Raw genomic sequence first — 17,171 nt, 5'->3', positions numbered from 1 at the left:
CTGTCCCCCCCCATTCTGTTAACTGTTCTGTCTGACCTGGAGGTCTACGACGGGTTTACGTCCATATTGCAGCACATAAAACAGCAGCATCGCAGCGACACACAAGGCGAGCACGACAAAAATGTTACTATACACGAAAGCACTCTTCACTTCTATCCAAGGATTCAAATGAACAGAAGTTGCACCCCGATCAAGCACCTTGCCAAGAGCTGCGGTAGATACAGATGCCGCGATGAAATTGAACATAGATAACAATCCCATTCCGATGCCGATGTGCTCCTTGGGAAGTGTCTGTGCAATCGTATTGGACATCGCGATCTGCATGTACGATTGACCTAACACTGCTAAGATCAGAAATACAGCAATCCAAATCGGTGACGCACTGATAACAAAGGATAAGCAAATGAAACCGATGATGAGTAGTACAGAAGCCGTATATAACAGAAAAGGATTGCCTTTCTCATCGGCGAGCTTCCCGCCTTTACGTCCTAGAAGAGCAGCAACGAGCGCGGATGGAAGCATGATCATTCCAGTTAGAGCTGGTGAGAAGCCATGTACTTGTGCTAGTAATTGTGGCGTTATAAATGGAATGCCAAAACCAATGGCGACCAGCACGAATGCAATGCCCATTCCTATGGCATAAGGTTTGTTGTGGAATACGGCTGGCTTGACGAATGGTGCTTCAGCGTAACGAATTCGTAAGATGAACAAGATCAAGAACATGATGCCTGTCAATAAGAACCATAGGTTGGATTGAGTCAACGAGAGTAACCATGCAGCAACTGTCCCCGCTAATGTTAATCCCCCGATATAATCCATTTTTTCACTGACTCCTCTGTCGTCATCCAGGTACTTTCGATAAAAGGGTAGTGTTGCAAGCGAAAGCAACGGAATAGCAAATAGAAACTGCCAGCTTAAGACACTTGATATCAATCCGGCTACAATAGGCCCTAGCGCAGATCCAAGAGCAATACCAATGGCAGAGGTTCCCAGGGCTTGACCCCGCTTCTTAGGTGAGAAGTAACGAACCGGAATGATCATAGCAAGTGCAGGAATGACAGCAGCTCCAGCCGCTTGCACAATCCGTGCAACAATAATCATCCAATATTGAGTAGCTACAATGCCGATCACAGAACCTGCCGCGAGCAATAATAGACCAAACGTAATTAAGTGCTTCATGCTGTACCTATCGGTGAGCTTGCCATAAGTAACTGTTCCAATTGCATATACAATCAAATAACCTGTCACAATCCAGCTCGATTGAGAAGCCGTAAGCTGAAATTGTTTGCTAATTACCGGCAATACCACATTAAACATCATGCCATTCATGACAGAAATAATCAGGGTGAAGACAAGCACTCGGAGTAATAACGTCTCCTTGCTCTGTGAAGCAGAATGATTGGTAGTCATATATGTTCCTCATTTCTATAATCTAGATGTGTCACTCAGCTCGGAGTTGATGCTAAATAATTCATTAAACTTAAGTAAAAATGACTGTCAGTGCTTACTGACATATAAGAGCTAAAAAAACTAGGGGGTTAAAGCCCTAGTAAACGTCCATACACTTTCTGTAATAATGCTATCCAAAGAGAGCGATGGAAAACGAGCATCTTCATCCAAATTGTTAATAAACACACCGTAATTCAAAGCCATAAATGAAAAAGCTTGATGCTCAAAATTCGTTTGAACCAGCTTCCCTTTGTCATACATGATCCTAAAATACTCGGTTATAATCTCTAAGAGCTGTCTTGGATGTTTAATCGTGCGATCCCGAAGACCTGGTAGATGCTCCTCTTCCTTAAACCCAATCAGAAACAGCTTCCGATTGCGGTTCATGATCTCGTGATACGTTCTGCTAATCAAAAGCAAATCGGTGTGCAGATCCCAGACTAGCTTTTCATTGAAGATCCTCGTCATCTCTTCGGAGTAATAATATTGATCGAATGCCGATTCCAAAAGGTTCTGCTTGGTTCCAAATTGGCGAAACAGCGTTTTCTCACTTAAGCCAGCAGTAGTCGCGATTTCCATCGTTGTTACGCTTTTATAACCTTTTTTTGAGATCAAATCAATCGCAGTCATCATTAATCGTTCTTTGCTGCTATAGTCTGTACGACTAGACATTTCTCTGTCCTCTCTTCTATAGAATGTCAGTACTTACTGTCATACAAGAAATAGTAACGAATCATCACATAGATGTCAAGAAGCTCTCTGATCTGCGATTATCATTGCCGACTGCTGAGTGAACTGCCACTATTCCCTCTCGCCTCTTCACTTCAATTCAAAAAAAGAGCAGAGAAGGACGTGCTCCTTCCCCACCCTTTCGTTCTACCTAATTACGGTTCAATTCCCCATACAAGCTCATCGCCTACATAACCAGTAATCTGTTCATGGTTGGCAAACTGCGTGCCAGATGCCTTGAACGAGTAGTCATTAGACTGATTGTAATTCGACCAGTTATTTTTGGAGAAGCGCGCTTGAATCTCTGCACTCTGACCTGCGTTCAACGTTCCGGCTGCACTTGCGAAGCCAACTTCCAGATAATGATCGGCTCCGGCAACCGGAGTTGCCAATTTGACGAATTTGCTTGTTACATTCGCACTGCCAACACTTGCCCAATCGGACCAGAAGGTCTGCGCCTCTTCGCCATCAATCGTATAGTAATACCGAAGTTTCACATCACTTAACTCTATTGCCGAATTACCTGAGTTGATTAATTTGAACTTGGGCGAAATTCCGTTGGTCGAAGAACTGGTATTGCCGTTAAATGCTTGAATGGTCAAGTCTCCGGTAGGTGGTACAGTAACCGTACTGTCTACAACGTTAACGGTTAACACAGCGCTATTTCCGCTATTAAAGTGGAAAGTCAAAGTATTTTGACCTAATGGCAGGGTTGTGAGATAGGATTGTTTCAACACCACCGTCGAACCGGAAGCTGTATAATGTTGACCCGATTCGAGGGTAGCATTTCCATTGGTTATGCTTGTAAGCTGACGACCATTTAAGTTAAGGGTAACGGAAACATCCTGTGCTGTGTTCGTTGCTTTATCAAAGGAGGCATTTACTGGTGTAATAGTAGCATTGGAACTTGGCGTTGAATCCACAATTTTAACCTTTAACACCGGATCTTGCCCTTGATTAAAATCCAGTACAATGGAGTGCTCACCTACCGGTAGCGTGGCAAGGTATGCTTTATTTAGTAACAAGGTGTTTCCATTAAAGGTATAATCCGTTGTTGCGTTAAGCACAGTATTGCCTGCACGGACAGCAGTAAGCGTATTCCCATTGGCAGTCACCGTTACGGATTTGTCGTTTTGATTAGGCGTGTATTTGTCAAACTCGACGGTTCCCGGAGAGATCGATGCGCTCGGGTTAGGATTGGTGACCTTTAGATCCGGCAATTCATCCAAAGTGATAACATAATCACTCTGATAAAGTGTAGTTAAGGTCGCAGGGTAATTAAATGCCGTGCTCATGAGGTGCTCGCCATACCAAGGGCAGAAGTACAGCCATCCTGCTCTCTCCTCTTTCAGATTTTGCACACTTGGAATCGTGTCGTTCTCTGTCATGGCAACCATCTTGCTACCATTCGTCAGATCCACAAGCTGATAGAAAATCGAAGTAATAGCGTCCTCATTCGGGACTCCAGACAAGCCGTCATACCGGTTATAGATCGTATTATATTTATCGTATCCAACCAGATCCACTTGATGATCACCAGGATACCAAGCTGGAGATGTGCTATACACATAGCTGTTATAGGTCCAAATCAAGTTATGAAGATCGTACGTCTCCGTAAGCTCTGTGTAAATTAGATCCCACAGGTCTTTGTACACCTCTGCTCCTGCGGAAGCCCACCAGAACCATGCACCTTCCCCATTCAGACCACCGTTACCCTCAGCCTCATGATAAGGACGGAATATAACAGGCACATTGTTATCTTGGAGAATCAACAGTTGTTCTGCCAGATCTTCGATTGTCATCATTACATATTGATATTCTTTCGTCCCTGGAATAACAGCATTGGCTGTATTAAAATTGGTTTCTGTCGGCTTGTACGTGGCTTCCTTCCAATCCACAAAATCTCCAAGCTGATACGTATTGAAATTACGTGGTACATTGATATGCCATGAAGCTGTTGCAATTCCGCCTCGGTTATTAACCCAATCAATCATCCGATCCGTTGTGCCATCCTCCCAACCATAGAGCGGATTATAATTCATCAGATCGAAGCCGCGAATCGCTGGATATTTGCCAGTAAGATCATAAATCCATTCGAACTCTAGCTCTGTGTCTCCATCATTCCCTCCTCCATAAATCTCTTGTTGACCTGAAATAATCTGGTTTCCATATACCTCCGTTAAATAATTCATTAAAATTTGTGTTTCTGGTGTTGCCTCAGGATCGGTAAGAATTGGCTGTACATTCAATGGATCGAGATCCGCATGATCCACAGTAAAGGTGTCAAAATATGCAAATCCCCATCCAGACTTGATCTGGATTGTGTTGCTGCCTTTATTCAGTTTATGAAAACCAAAGTCAAAGTCCGACCATGTTGTCGTGTACGGCAGCATATACGAACCCTTAGTCACACCGTTCACGTTTAAGTATTGAACTCTGCCATCCGCACTAAGCTCCTGCATGTATCGAGTAGAGATCGCGTACATGCCGGTTTCGGGAGCATTCACTGTAAAAGTTAACGTCCCTGAATTCTGCATCCAGACGAATCCGCTACCTGAATATCCAGGCTTGGGTTGTCCGTAAATCTCGGTGACTACTTGAAGATCCGAAGTGAGCTGAGCGTCTTCTGCTTCGATGGTGAAAAGTGCATTGTTTGCATGAACGGGCGCTGTCATCAATCCTAGTAGTAGAGCAAATGCCAGCATCATTGCGGTTGCCTTTCTAAGCCAATTTTCCATTTTCATCTTCCCTTCCGTTTGAGATATGATAATGAAATTTGTCAATGAACCCATTCATGATGGCGCTTTCAAAGTAAACATAGCATGTGCATCAATTTTTGTAAATATATGGTCATTGTAAATTTTCTTTCCCATTCATTGAGAAACAAAAAAGCCGCTAACATAGCGACTACGAGTATATCTATTATTTTACTTATCACCGAAACACCTCCAAAAAAATATCACGCAGGAGAAGATCGGCACTTCTGTGATGACGAGCTATGCGCAGACCAATGGATGTATGTAAACTCAATAAAGCTTCGCTTCCATCGAAGTGTGAGCAGACTATTCTTTCATGATAATGATCGTTTTTCCTTTCACACGACCTGCTCCCATATCACGAAATGCCTGAGGTGCTTCACGTAATGGATACTGTTGATCGATGATCGGTATGACATGCCCGGATTCAACCAGCTCGATCCATTCACTCTGATCTTCGGCATTGGGTCTGTGCACAAGCACTGATATTTTCTTGTTTTCAAGCTTCGAAACGATTGGTGCCCACAATAGATTCAGCACAATTCGCCCCATCGGGCCTCCAATCATTACATACCGACCGCCGCTACGCAGTGCTCGTTTCAGAGCTGTCACCTTACGATTCCCTATCACATCAAGAATTACGTCATACGTTATTCCCTGCGCAGTATAGTCTTCATTCCGGTAATCTATGACGTGATCCGAACCCAAAGCCTGTAACATCTCCAGCTTCTCACCGTAATCAACACAGGTCACTTCTGCACCGTGTAACTTGGCATATTGGAGAGCAAATGTTCCAACTCCACCCCCAGCCCCATTAATGAGAATTCGTTGCCCCTGTTGCAAAGTCCCGCGATTACGCAAACCCTGTAATGCAAGAACTGCCGCTTGAGGGATAGCTGCGGCCTGTACATAAGTGATTCCGGCAGGTATAGGCGTCAATGCCGTTTCACTGGCACACACATACTCCGCAAATCCACCCCAGTTACAGGCTGAGAGATCGCCAAACACTCGATCACCAACTTGGAATTGTCCCGCTGCACCGCCAACCGCGACGAATGTCCCTGCTACGTCTGCACCAAGAATTGGATAACGGGGTTTGCGGACTGCGCCGATGCGTGTAACGAATGGTTGACCCAAAAGGAGATCCCAGTCCCAAGAATTGATCGACGTTGCATGAACCTCAATTAACACTTCATGTTCCTTCGGAGTCGGAACGGTTACATCTTCCAAGCGCAAGACTTCCGGTGTACCGTACGTGTCATAGACTAATGCTTTCATTAGGTCTGGTACTCGCTTGCTGGATACTCCAATACGGCTCATATCTTCGCCCATGGTATCATTCTCCATTCGACAGATGTATGTGTTTGGATCACACAAAGCCAACACTAGGATTAGAATGCCTCAACTCATCTAACCGAGTTAACCATGCTTCTCCTGAATAACGGATACGTTGAATATATAGCGTGGTTTCAGAAGGGTATATCAACCCTTATCTGCTCTAGGCTGTATCGTACGAATGATGATGTCTTGATTGTGGTTACCGAAGCCCGCTCCATACAGCGTCAAACCGCCCACATTTGTGGCATGCTCCTCCACGGAAAAACGAAGCGTCCAGAATAACTCCTCCAGCTTGATATCATTGATACCTACATCCGACAGCCATTCTCCATCTATTGTTGTGCCCTGATCATCCACTCGAATCGTCTTCAGTAGGCCATATTGGTTAACGTTTCTATGCCACCATGACGGCGTGTATTTTCCACGAGCAGCTCTCCCAAAGTCAGCAGGACTAGTCCATGTGCCAAGCTGCACGCCGTTAAATGAAAATGTGATATCCGAGGGCCAATCATCCCTTAAACCAGGCGCCTCCGAAGCAATTTCCATTGAGATCTCAATCGCACTGGGTGTATCCTCAGGCAGAAGATAATTAGGTGTTTTATATTCCACATACCCCCGACCAAACCACAGAATTGCTGCGTGAACACGCTCGGGATCAAGGAAATAGCGTGGATCATCCCATACGCCAATTTCTTTCTCATGCGTTCCCAGCCCACAGGTCGGATGTACTTCGAACGCTGTATAGTGACCCACTGAAATGCTTTGCTCTTTGATGTTTGCAAATGAACCCACCGAAGGCAATTCAATTTCAATTGCATCTTGTTTGAGAAAACACATTTTGTGTGTGCCTCCGTTCAGTCGTACTCTACGACTGCCGATCAACTCCGCTTGCTCCAATTTACGAACATGCATCGTAACAATGGAAGGACTAAGCTCCAGCACATCAGCTAGATCTTTCACATTCATCTCTCCTTCAGAGAGAAGGGTCATTATTCTCCAGCGTACTTCGCTAGCCAGTGCTTCATACAGTGGCATGTATTTGGAATCTCCATTAGCTCTAATCATTCAGAATTTCTCCCAGCTCCAATTATTGAAATGCTATTTATGTTAATTTAACGGATTTTCATTGTTCCATCAAGACCATAATCATTGTAAATATAATTGTTATGGTGTTTAATTTTTGATGTGGTGATTACTCAAATATTCTTTTTACACTGCAAATTATGCCGGTGAGCATTACCTATTGTAAGTTGAATTCTTATAAATATGAATTTATAACGAGGTGTACTAAAAAATGAAATATACTAATCCAGTCATCAAAGGTTTCTATCCTGATCCTAGCGTTTGCAAAGTTGCTGACACGTATTATCTCGTATGTAGCTCTTTTCAATATTTTCCTGGCGTTCCGCTTTTCGAAAGTAAAGATTTGATCAATTGGACACAGATCGGACATTGCTTAACACGGCCAAGCCAGATTCAATTAGAGACGGTTAACAGCTCCGGTGGCGTATTTGCGCCAACCATCCGTCATAACAATGGCCGATTCTATATGACCACAACGAATGACACTACGCATCAGAATTTCTACGTATGGACGGACGATATCTATGGTGAATGGTCTGATCCGATCTATGTTGATCAAGGTGGCATCGATCCAGATCTATACTTTGAGGATGGTAAAGCAATATTTATGAGTAATGGTACCGACGATAACGGCGTTGGAGGCATCATCCAATGTGAGATTGATATCGAAACTGGACGTAAACTAACTCCTGGGCTTATGATCTGGAATGGTACAGGCGGGCGCTATTTGGAGAGTCCCCATCTGTATAAAATAAACGGAACATACTATCTCATGGCTTCAGAAGGTGGAACCGAGTATGGACATATGGTTACCTATGCGAGAGGCGATTTTCCATCAGGTCCGTTTGATGCTTACCCATATAATCCTGTTCTGACCAATCGTAATTTGGGTGGTTATGAGCTTCAAGGCGCTGGGCATGGAGACCTTGTTGAGGATGAGAACGGCAATTGGTGGATGCTTCATCTTGGTTTCCGTCAAATCGGAAGATGGCAGACGTACCATCATCTTGGACGTGAAGTGTTTCTAACGCCGGTAACATTTAATGAAGATGGTTGGTTTACCGCGGGGTATAAAGGCACCGTGCTTACGAGTTTTGAAACCGATCGAATCTCTGAGGCAACCGTTCAACAGGAGCGCAACGTCTATACGTTTGAAAATACCGATTGGAATCTAGACTGGTGTTATTTACGTCACCCTGCTAAGCAGCAGTATGAATTAGCTCCGAACAAGGTGATTCTAAGAGGTACAGATGTCACATTGGACACTCCATTGTCCCCTACTTTTATCGGCATACGTCAGAGAGATTTCAATGCCATTATCTCTTGTGATGTCACATTAACTGAAGGGGAAGCGGGTATTACGCTCTATATGGATGAAAATCATCATTATGATCTGGCTCTTCGCCAACTCGATAACGGATATAGCGTTGTTAAACGTCTGAATGTTGGTGATATCAAGTCGATTGAACAGGAAGAGTATGTGGGGGTAAGCAATCAAGCTACGCTCACTATTCAATCCACTCCTGATCGTTATACTTTCATTTTGAACTATGATGGTAAGGATATTTCGCTTGGAACGGCACAGACCAGATATCTATCATCCGAGGTGGCTGGCGGGTTCACAGGTGTACTTATTGGTCTCTACGCTTCTAAGGTAGGATCTGTTGCTGAATTCACTAACTTTACATGCACGTATAATTAAGTAGGAATGGAATGAAGTAATCTACTGGGAAATAGAAATGTAGTAAGCCTTGATTACAACACATATCGCTTGAGGATTCGAGGGTGGCAGATGTTAGACGTCTGCTGCCTTTTTCGTTGACATGATTTGAATAGCTAGCTCAAAGGCTCTTATTCTTCTCTCTAACAATGTTTTTTGGGCACCGCCCACTTTGGCTTTAGCGTACTGGGTCTCCAGAGAAGGGAATAAACCAGTTATTACATGTTGAGCTTCTCGTATTTCCTCATCAGTGTATGAATGTGATTCGCCGTGCCACGTATGTTCAAGCATAGCTAATCCGATACGTAGCGCTGTGAGCCGTTTCTGTACTAAGGTTGTGTTTGTGCCCTTCTCCGTCATATTTATTAATGCATTTTCTGATTTATGAATGGTTGATTCAAATGCTCTGATCGCTCCAGTCCGCTCTTCACTAGATACGTTCTCCATACTCATACTGTACATACCTCCCTTGTCTAGTGGTATGTTAATCATGATTATCTAACATGGCAGTCATGCATTACCGCCAATAAGATTCCACTAGTTATTCTATGCATCTAATTATCTTATCATATGAACAACAACAAACAGAGACCCTTAGTCACCAAGACTAAGGATCTCTATGTGTTATTTATTCATGAGGTCATTTGTTCTATGCATAATCGCTAACTCCTATAACATCCTTCTATGAATTACGTAACCAGACACTCATTTCCCCAGCCTCGCGGTTACCCCACAAATAATAAGGAATCGCAGTAAATCGAACCTGCTTTGGCTCATCTGCCAGTGGCTTGTACAATTCATTGGCCAACCATCCAGAGGTGTTCTCCCTTCTTGCATCACCTTCAACGACGATACAGCCACCGAGTAAATCAGAAGCTTCGCGCTCAGTTAATGGAGTCCCATTTGCAATCGAAAGTGAGGATAACAATACACCGTTATCTGCCTCCTCCACGCAATAGACAAGTGGTCCACGCTGAATAGCTACTTTGCCTGCGTTGGCTCTAATCTGTGGGTTAGCGGCAATTAACTTCGTCTCCACAGGTATCGACCACTCTACCACATCACTATCGTTCCAGATTCGACTGATTTGAGCATAGCCGTTCTTCACATCGTATACCTGCACCTCGCCGTTAATGCGAAGGACAGGCTGACCGCTCTGATGCCAGTTAGGAATTCTTAGCAACAGTGCAAAAGCAGTTCCACCCGCATGATTCTCATTCAGTGATACATTAAACTCCACCTTGCCCTGCCAAGGCAGCTCCGATCTCTGGCGAAGGGAAACATCACACCCGTCTGCTGATGTGAATTGCAGATGACTACCAATGTATAAATGGACGTGAATCTCATTCTCTTCTGTAGATACATCGTAAATGTAATCATTCAGCGAGCTGAGCAAGCGTGCTACGTTGGGTGGACAGCAAGAGCAGCCAAACCATGCCTGACGAACGGGCTTAACATGCTGTTTATCCGGATTGCGCTTATTCGCCTCAGGCCATACTTCAAGTGGATTAACATAGAAAAAGTGCTTGCCATCCCGGGACATGCTGCCAAGTACATTGTTATACAACGCCCGTTCCATAATATCCGCATACTCACCTTTTGCTTCAAGCTGAAGCATCCGCCGTGCCCAGAATATAAGCCCGATGGAAGCACAGGTCTCTGCATACACCGTATCATTCGGCAAGTCATAGTCAAAGGTAAAGGCTTCTCCCCGATGGGTTGAACCGACTCCACCCGTAATGTACATCTGCTTGCGTGTTGTATTCTCCCATAGCCGCTCACAAGCTGCTTTCAAGCTAGCGTCTTGAGTCAATCGAGCAAGATCAGCCATTGCTGTGTACATATAAACTGCACGCACGGAATGTCCAACTGCGGTTGACTGCTCGCGCACAGGCAGATGGGATTGGTACATTTCGAGATTAGGTTTACCATCTGACCAGTGACCTGTTCTGCCGCGCCGCTCCCATTCCTCCTCAAAATAACTTGGAAGACTGCCACGTTGATCAATGAAATAACGACTGAGGTTCAAATACCGTTGCTCTCCCGTTGCATGATACAACTTGACCAGCGCAAGTTCAATTTCCTGATGTCCGCAATATCCCTGCTTCTGACCAGCATCCAGCCCAAACAAACGATCAATTAGATCAGCGAAGCGGCATGCAATATCCAGCAATCTACGTTTGCCCGTTGCCTCAGCATAGGCTACAGCAGCTTCGATTAGGTGTCCTGCACAATACAGTTCGTGGGCTTCATATAGATTCGTCCATTCTCTGCCCGGTTCCTTAATCGTGAAATACGTATTCACATATCCATCTTCTCGTTGGGCTTGGCCGATTAGTTCAATTGCTTCATCCGCAATCTTCTCCAGCTTCGGATCAGGCTGAGAGCGAAGTGTGTAAGCAACCGCTTCCAGCCATTTATATAGATCACTATCTTGGAACACCCATCCTCCGAATTCTCCCTCTTCAAGTCCAGCGGCGATGCGGAAATTGCGAATAGAATAACTGGGTTCCGCTCCTTCTACACGGTCGTTTAATGCTTGCCACTGATACGGGATGACCGTATCGCGTACTAATGCAGAATAATTTTCCCAGAAGTTGTCCTCAATGCGTACATTTGTTGTATTCACTTCGTCATGCCTCCTATAGTAATTGACTCTCTATGTTCTCCATTATATGCTTGATAGAACCAGCTTAATAGGAAAGGAATGAACCTTTTTCTATAAAAAATAACACAACATAAGGAGCGTGTTTCATCTGAGCGATAACACCATGATCGAGCTTGAATTGCCACCATTACCTTATTTTCTCGGCGCAGGTCGTACGGCATATAGTACCGGAGATCATCATCCCCATCGAAGCAAGCTTGGCATCTACGATCTACTCATCGTTGCTGAAGGTGGCTTATTCATGGGCGAGGATGGTTCAGAGTGGCGCTTGTTGAGTGGGGATATGCTGCTGCTCTTGCCAGATGGCGAACATTATTCGTTTCAACCCTGCGCAGAAGATACGTTATTTTACTGGATTCATTTTGAGCACGAAACAAGGCAGCGCACCCTGGCAACGGATGACACAAGACTTAGTCCTGCGCTCAATGCGTCACGCCCTTTCGAAAATCCCTACATGCTTCAACTGCCTAAGTACCTACGCCTCCCAGATCCTCAGGCTGTGTACGACATTGTCGAGCAACTGCTGACTTTGCCGACGAACGCTACATTTTGGAGAGAGCAGCAACTGCTAGGCAACCTACTGAGCATACTTGAAGAGAGTGGCTCAAGAGAAACCGAATCGGTTGCAACCCGTTTAGCAGAACGCGCAGCTACCTACATTCAGGCTCATTACCGGAACAAAGTTACCAATGAAATGCTCGCAGAAGCCTTACATTTTCACCCCAATTATATTGTACGATGCATGAAATCCAGATACGGTTGCACCCCCTCGGACTATTTGCAGGAGATACGGCTCGATCGTGCTAGACGTTTGCTAGTGACCACCGATTGGTCCATTGACCGTGTTGCCGAAGAGGTAGGTTTTCGCTACTCCCCTTACTTCTCCGCGTGTTTCAAACGTAAGATGGGAATCTCTCCACTGCAATTCCGTAAGCAATATCTGAGATGACGGCAACCCTTACTTGAGATCATGAAATACGGATGTGACAAAGTTCCAGATTGGGCAGCCATGCAGCAAAAAAAGCCGCGTTTCCGCGACTTTCTGTAGGTTCAGATTGATTGATCACATACCTGAAACCAGGCGCTATTTTTTTAATGAGATTTCAAACGTCGAACCCGGCTCACCGGCAAACACAATGCTACCGTTGTCAGGCAACACAATTTCATTCTGACCGCTAACCACCGTGTGATTCACAGCTATACCTGCCTGGTTGTATACAGCAAATGCACCATTTGAAGGCATTTGGACCTTCATCATTTTACCAGCAGCTGAGGCTGGAACCGTAAACCAACTGGAATATCCATTGGCTTGAATGGTTGTCTTCGATTGATTTCCCGAATAGATCGGTCTCACAACCTCTTGACTGGCATAGACGTTTCCTCCTGCCGTAACATATTCAACCCCATCTTCGATATAGAATTCAAAATTCATCGTGTCACGACCAGCTAAGCCAGGAATTTGGAGTTGATTCACAGCTTGGTTCGCTCCAATGATTTTGTTCGTATAGATATATCCTGGCCATTCGTTAAAGGTGTGAATGGGGATAACCGGAAGAGCAATGTTATACAGTGTTGATGTATGCTTCTCATTTACCAAGTAATATGTGTTGCCTTCTCGCTTCTGCCAAGCAGCTGCCACATCGTTAGGTAATTCATTTGTCTCTAACTTTTCAGCCTTGTATTCGGAAGAAGCAATCTGACCAAGACCAGGTACGGACTTATATGAGCGTGACCATAGATAAACTTTTCCATTGTCCTCATTAACGAATTGCAGCTTCTCCGTTCCCTCGTCATTAACAAAAGAACCATCCGCAGTGTACGTATATCTCTGATCTGAATTGGTTGGAGCAGATGGAGTGGACACTGTTAATTGTCCGTTATCCTTCACATCCAACTTCATTACCAAATTGGCTCCGCCGCCATATATACCTGTATGACTCAACAACTCCTTCGGCATCGCTGCTGTTACAGGTGTGGAGAACGATTTCTCGGGCTTTCGCTCTGGAATGATATTTTTCTCTTCCAGCGCGCCCAGTAACAGTTCAGTTGCAAGTAGTTGATCTGTTGTGCTCGTGCCCCCCGAGGACGTTACAGCTGCTGCCATATTGAATTCGGGAAGCACAATTAACGATGAATGGTACGTTATGGTATTACCGCCTTTGGTAACTGCCTTGATCCCATAATCGTTGAACGGAAACAGATTAACACTGTCCCAACCTAGTCCATAGGCAATGGACGAATCGCTTTCTTCTGGCCATATACCCTTCTTGTATTCTTCTTGTTCCATCGCATCTACAGATTCACGTGAGAGAATACCTTCGACTTGTCCTGTGAAAATTCTCGAAAATTTCACTAGATCCTCCGCAGTCGAGTAGATACCTCCTGAAGCGATCATATTCGTGGTCTCTAATGGAAGTTGTTGTTTCGCATTCGTGGCAGAATAGGTTGCTGCCATTTGACTCAGATCCACCTGATCTTGAGGCGTCCGAGTATTATTCATATCCAGTGGCTCGGTGATGTAACGATGCATGAAAGTAGTAAAACTCATACCGCTAACCCTCTCCACCAGAATTTCAGCTAGTGTAAAACCATCGTTACTATACACGGAATAGGCGCCAGGATCTGCCTTCAGGTTTTGGTTAGCTAGTTGTTCCAGTAAAGTGTCATGTGCATACGTATCGTTGTCTCCAAATAAGATGGCACTATTGCTCGACGTCCCAAGAAGCCCGGAAGAATGATTCAATAACATACGTGGTGTAATTTGCTGATAACGCTTGTCCTTCATTTTGAAATCCGGGATATAGTTCACGATAGGTGTATCCAGATTCACCTTACCTTCATCGACGAGCTTCATTACAGCAGTCGTAAGCATCATTTTACTCGTCGACCCAATACCATACATCGTATCTGCCGTAAGAGGAATCTCTCCCTTGGGGTCGTTTACCCCAACTTGTCCAGAGAGTACGATCTTTCCCTCATCCATAAGCGCATACTGCACACTTGTTGTGCCATATGACTGGGTTAAAAGGTTAGCTTTCTCAATGACGGCTCTCTCCGTCGATCTGAAAGTAAGATTAGCGCTATTCCCCGTGTCCGAACTAGCTAAGGCATACGTGGGAGACAACATGGCAAGTACTAAGGTAATTGCCGTTATCGAAGTTCGTTTCTTACGTGACAATCTCATCATCTCCTGTTTTTCTGTGTCTAAGGATCATTGTGTTGGTACTGAATAAAGTGTAATGGGAGAAGATGTACTGATCGTGACGGCGATATGAACTGAACATGAATAAATCTGCACATTGGCTCTGTTGCAACGACTTCATGGTGTTCACTAAGGGTATTTTAGAATATTGCTTGTTGGAGAGTCTGTTGGGTTGGTTCAACTTGAAGTACCACTAAGTAATAAAATAAAGAAAAAAAGTCGCAATTATGCGACTTTTAATCGATGGGTGAATCTATCTACATCTCAATACTAATTATGATTTCAATTTCAATATAGAGAATAGAACTGTTTATTCATTTACATTTTCTTTCGTTACCAGCTTCAGTTCAGCTGGGATGGATTGCTTTACCTGTTTGCCGTCCAGCACATCCAGCGCTGCTTGCACCGCCAGACCACCAATCAACACAGGCTGCTGAGCAACCGTAGCTGTCAACTTACCGTCTTGAATGGATTTGATCGCATCATCATTACCGTCGAATCCAATAACCGGGATGTCTTTACCTGAACTTTGAATTGCTTCAATCGCTCCAAGTGCCATCTCATCGTTATGGGCAAATACCGCTTGTACATCTGGATTACCTTGCAGCAGATTCTCCATAACATTCAACCCTTTGGAACGGTCAAAGTCCGCTGATTGCTTCGCCACCACGTCGAGTTTCTCGTCAGCCACTTCATGGAAACCTTTGCCCCGCTCTCGTGTTGCGGAAGCACCTGGTACACCCTCAAGCTCAATTACTTTCGCGCCCTCACCAAGCTGTTCAACAAAGTATTCCGCTGCCATGCGTCCACCTTTGACATTATCCGAAGCCACCAAGGCTGCCACTTCACCTTTATCTGCGGAACGGTCGAGTGTAATCACTGGAACACCTACACTGTTCGCCGACTGAACCGCTGTAGAGATTGCCGCAGAATCGGCAGGGTTAATGAGCAATGCATCTACGCCTTGTTGAAGCAGATCGTCCACATCATTCGTTTGTTTCGCCGAATCGTTTTGTGCATCAACGACGATCACTTGGATCCCCTGTTTTTGAGCTTCAGCCACGACCCCATCCTTCAGGGATACAAAGAATGGATTATTTAATGTGGAAATGGATAACCCAATTTTCTTTTGTCCTTTATTTCCGGCTGCGTCAGGCTTTGCCCAACCCGGAGGCTCCAAGGAGCAACCTGCCAGAACAATAATCATTAGCATGCTTATGAGTGTCAAAGTTATTTTTTTCATAGTCGCATCTCTCCTTATGCTGTTTTCTTGCGGTCTAGCAGGACTGCAATGGCAATGACAACGCCCTTCACGACCATTTGGTAGAAGGAGTTAACTCCGAGCAAGTTCAATCCATTATTCAGCACACCGATAATCAGAACACCAATCAACGTACCAACAATGCGCCCTCTACCTCCAGATAGGCTCGTACCACCGAGCACAACGGCTGCAATCGCATCCAACTCGTAGGATGTACCTGCTGTTGGTTGTGCTGAATTCAAGCGTGATGTCAAAATTGCCCCTGCCAGTGCTGCAAGCATACCGGCCAAGGAATAAATCATCACTTTAACACGTGTAACTTTGATACCTGAGATAATGGAGGCTTTCTCATTACCACCAATCGCATACGTTTTGCGACCAAAAGCTGTTTTATGCAGAACAATCCATAGAATCATAAACGTAATCAACATGGTGATGGCTGGTACCGGAATTCCCAACAAGTAACCACGTCCAAACAATTGGAACAGCAGGCTGTCACCAAGACCGGTAATTGGATTACCGTTCGTGTAGACCAGCGTTAATCCTCTGAATATCGTCATCGTTGCCAATGTCGCGATAAACGGTGCCATCTTGCCTTTGGTTATCATGAGACCATTGACCATCCCCATGACACCGCCAAGTGCTACCCCGATAATGATGGACAAGATCGGATCCAAACCAGATAACATCATATTGGCAACAAAAGCACTGGATAAAGCGAGGATCGAGCCAACCGATAGATCAATTCCGCCGGTGAGAATAACAAATGTCATCCCAAAAGCAATCAGCGCATTAATCGAAACTTGACGCAGTAGATTCAAGATATTAAGCGGTTCCAAGAAGCTAGGATTTAAGATTGAAACGATAAGAATGAGAATGATTAAGCCGAGTAACGGTCCTAATTTTTGTGTTACGTTCGAGAAACGGAAGCCGCTTTTGGCAGTTTTGTTGTCCATTGTTGTCAT

At 44.7% G+C, this 17,171-nt stretch carries 12 protein-coding genes; 2 read left to right on the top strand and 10 right to left on the bottom strand.

The genetic code is table 11. The features are described from left to right. Positions 1-18: 18 nt before the first annotated feature. From ASD24_RS01265 to ASD24_RS01245, 5 genes are all read right to left on the bottom strand, one after another. Complete coding sequence (locus ASD24_RS01265; RefSeq protein ID WP_056690297.1) at positions 19-1,410, bottom strand: MFS transporter; 1,392 nt, start codon at positions 1,408-1,410, stop codon at positions 19-21. A 120-nt stretch (positions 1,411-1,530) separates the two neighbouring features. Continuing rightward, positions 1,531-2,121, bottom strand: a complete 591-nt coding sequence (locus ASD24_RS01260; protein ID WP_056690294.1) for a TetR/AcrR family transcriptional regulator — start codon at positions 2,119-2,121, stop codon at positions 1,531-1,533. Positions 2,122-2,333: 212 nt separating this feature from the next. Beyond that, entirely contained in the window at positions 2,334-4,916 is a 2,583-nt protein-coding gene (locus ASD24_RS01255; RefSeq protein ID WP_056690291.1) for a X2-like carbohydrate binding domain-containing protein, read from the bottom strand. A gap of 324 nt (positions 4,917-5,240) precedes the next feature. Next, on the bottom strand, positions 5,241-6,281 hold the full coding sequence (locus ASD24_RS01250; RefSeq protein ID WP_235540250.1) for an NAD(P)-dependent alcohol dehydrogenase: 1,041 nt from the start codon (positions 6,279-6,281) through the stop codon (positions 5,241-5,243). A 135-nt stretch (positions 6,282-6,416) separates the two neighbouring features. Next, positions 6,417-7,337: an ArsR/SmtB family transcription factor gene (locus ASD24_RS01245; RefSeq protein WP_056690288.1), complete on the bottom strand. Its 921-nt coding sequence runs from the start codon at positions 7,335-7,337 to the stop codon at positions 6,417-6,419. A 229-nt stretch (positions 7,338-7,566) separates the two neighbouring features. Between ASD24_RS01245 and ASD24_RS01240 the strand changes: the two genes are divergently transcribed. Beyond that, positions 7,567-9,057 carry a glycoside hydrolase family 43 protein gene (locus tag ASD24_RS01240; RefSeq protein ID WP_056690285.1) on the top strand — a complete coding sequence of 497 codons (1,491 nt, stop codon included), beginning with the start codon at positions 7,567-7,569 and terminating at the stop codon, positions 9,055-9,057. 93 nt (positions 9,058-9,150) lie between these two features. Here the strand turns inward: ASD24_RS01240 and ASD24_RS01235 are convergent, their stop codons facing one another. Beyond that, positions 9,151-9,522 (bottom strand): hypothetical protein, encoded by a 372-nt coding sequence (locus ASD24_RS01235; protein WP_056692453.1) that lies wholly within the window; start codon positions 9,520-9,522, stop codon positions 9,151-9,153. A gap of 235 nt (positions 9,523-9,757) precedes the next feature. Continuing rightward, a complete protein-coding gene (locus ASD24_RS01230; protein ID WP_056690282.1) occupies positions 9,758-11,704 on the bottom strand; it encodes a glycoside hydrolase family 127 protein in 1,947 nt (648 codons plus the stop codon). 142 nt (positions 11,705-11,846) lie between these two features. Between ASD24_RS01230 and ASD24_RS01225 the strand changes: the two genes are divergently transcribed. Continuing rightward, positions 11,847-12,692, top strand: a complete 846-nt coding sequence (locus ASD24_RS01225) for a helix-turn-helix transcriptional regulator (RefSeq protein ID WP_056690279.1) — start codon at positions 11,847-11,849, stop codon at positions 12,690-12,692. Positions 12,693-12,827: 135 nt separating this feature from the next. Here ASD24_RS01225 and ASD24_RS01220 read toward each other — a convergent pair whose 3' ends face one another. The 3 genes from ASD24_RS01220 to rbsC form a co-directional block, all read right to left on the bottom strand. Continuing rightward, complete coding sequence (locus ASD24_RS01220) at positions 12,828-14,927, bottom strand: serine hydrolase domain-containing protein (RefSeq protein WP_056690276.1); 2,100 nt, start codon at positions 14,925-14,927, stop codon at positions 12,828-12,830. Positions 14,928-15,255: 328 nt separating this feature from the next. Continuing rightward, positions 15,256-16,188 (bottom strand): ribose ABC transporter substrate-binding protein RbsB, encoded by a 933-nt coding sequence (gene rbsB, locus ASD24_RS01215; protein WP_056690273.1) that lies wholly within the window; start codon positions 16,186-16,188, stop codon positions 15,256-15,258. Between the two features lie 14 nt (positions 16,189-16,202). Further along, positions 16,203-17,171, bottom strand: a complete 969-nt coding sequence (rbsC, locus tag ASD24_RS01210) for a ribose ABC transporter permease RbsC (RefSeq protein ID WP_056690270.1) — start codon at positions 17,169-17,171, stop codon at positions 16,203-16,205.

Origin of the sequence: Paenibacillus sp. Root52, assembly GCF_001426865.1 — a bacterium.
Taxonomy (GTDB): domain Bacteria; phylum Bacillota; class Bacilli; order Paenibacillales; family Paenibacillaceae; genus Paenibacillus.
This window is presented reverse-complemented; position numbering and strand designations above follow the sequence as displayed.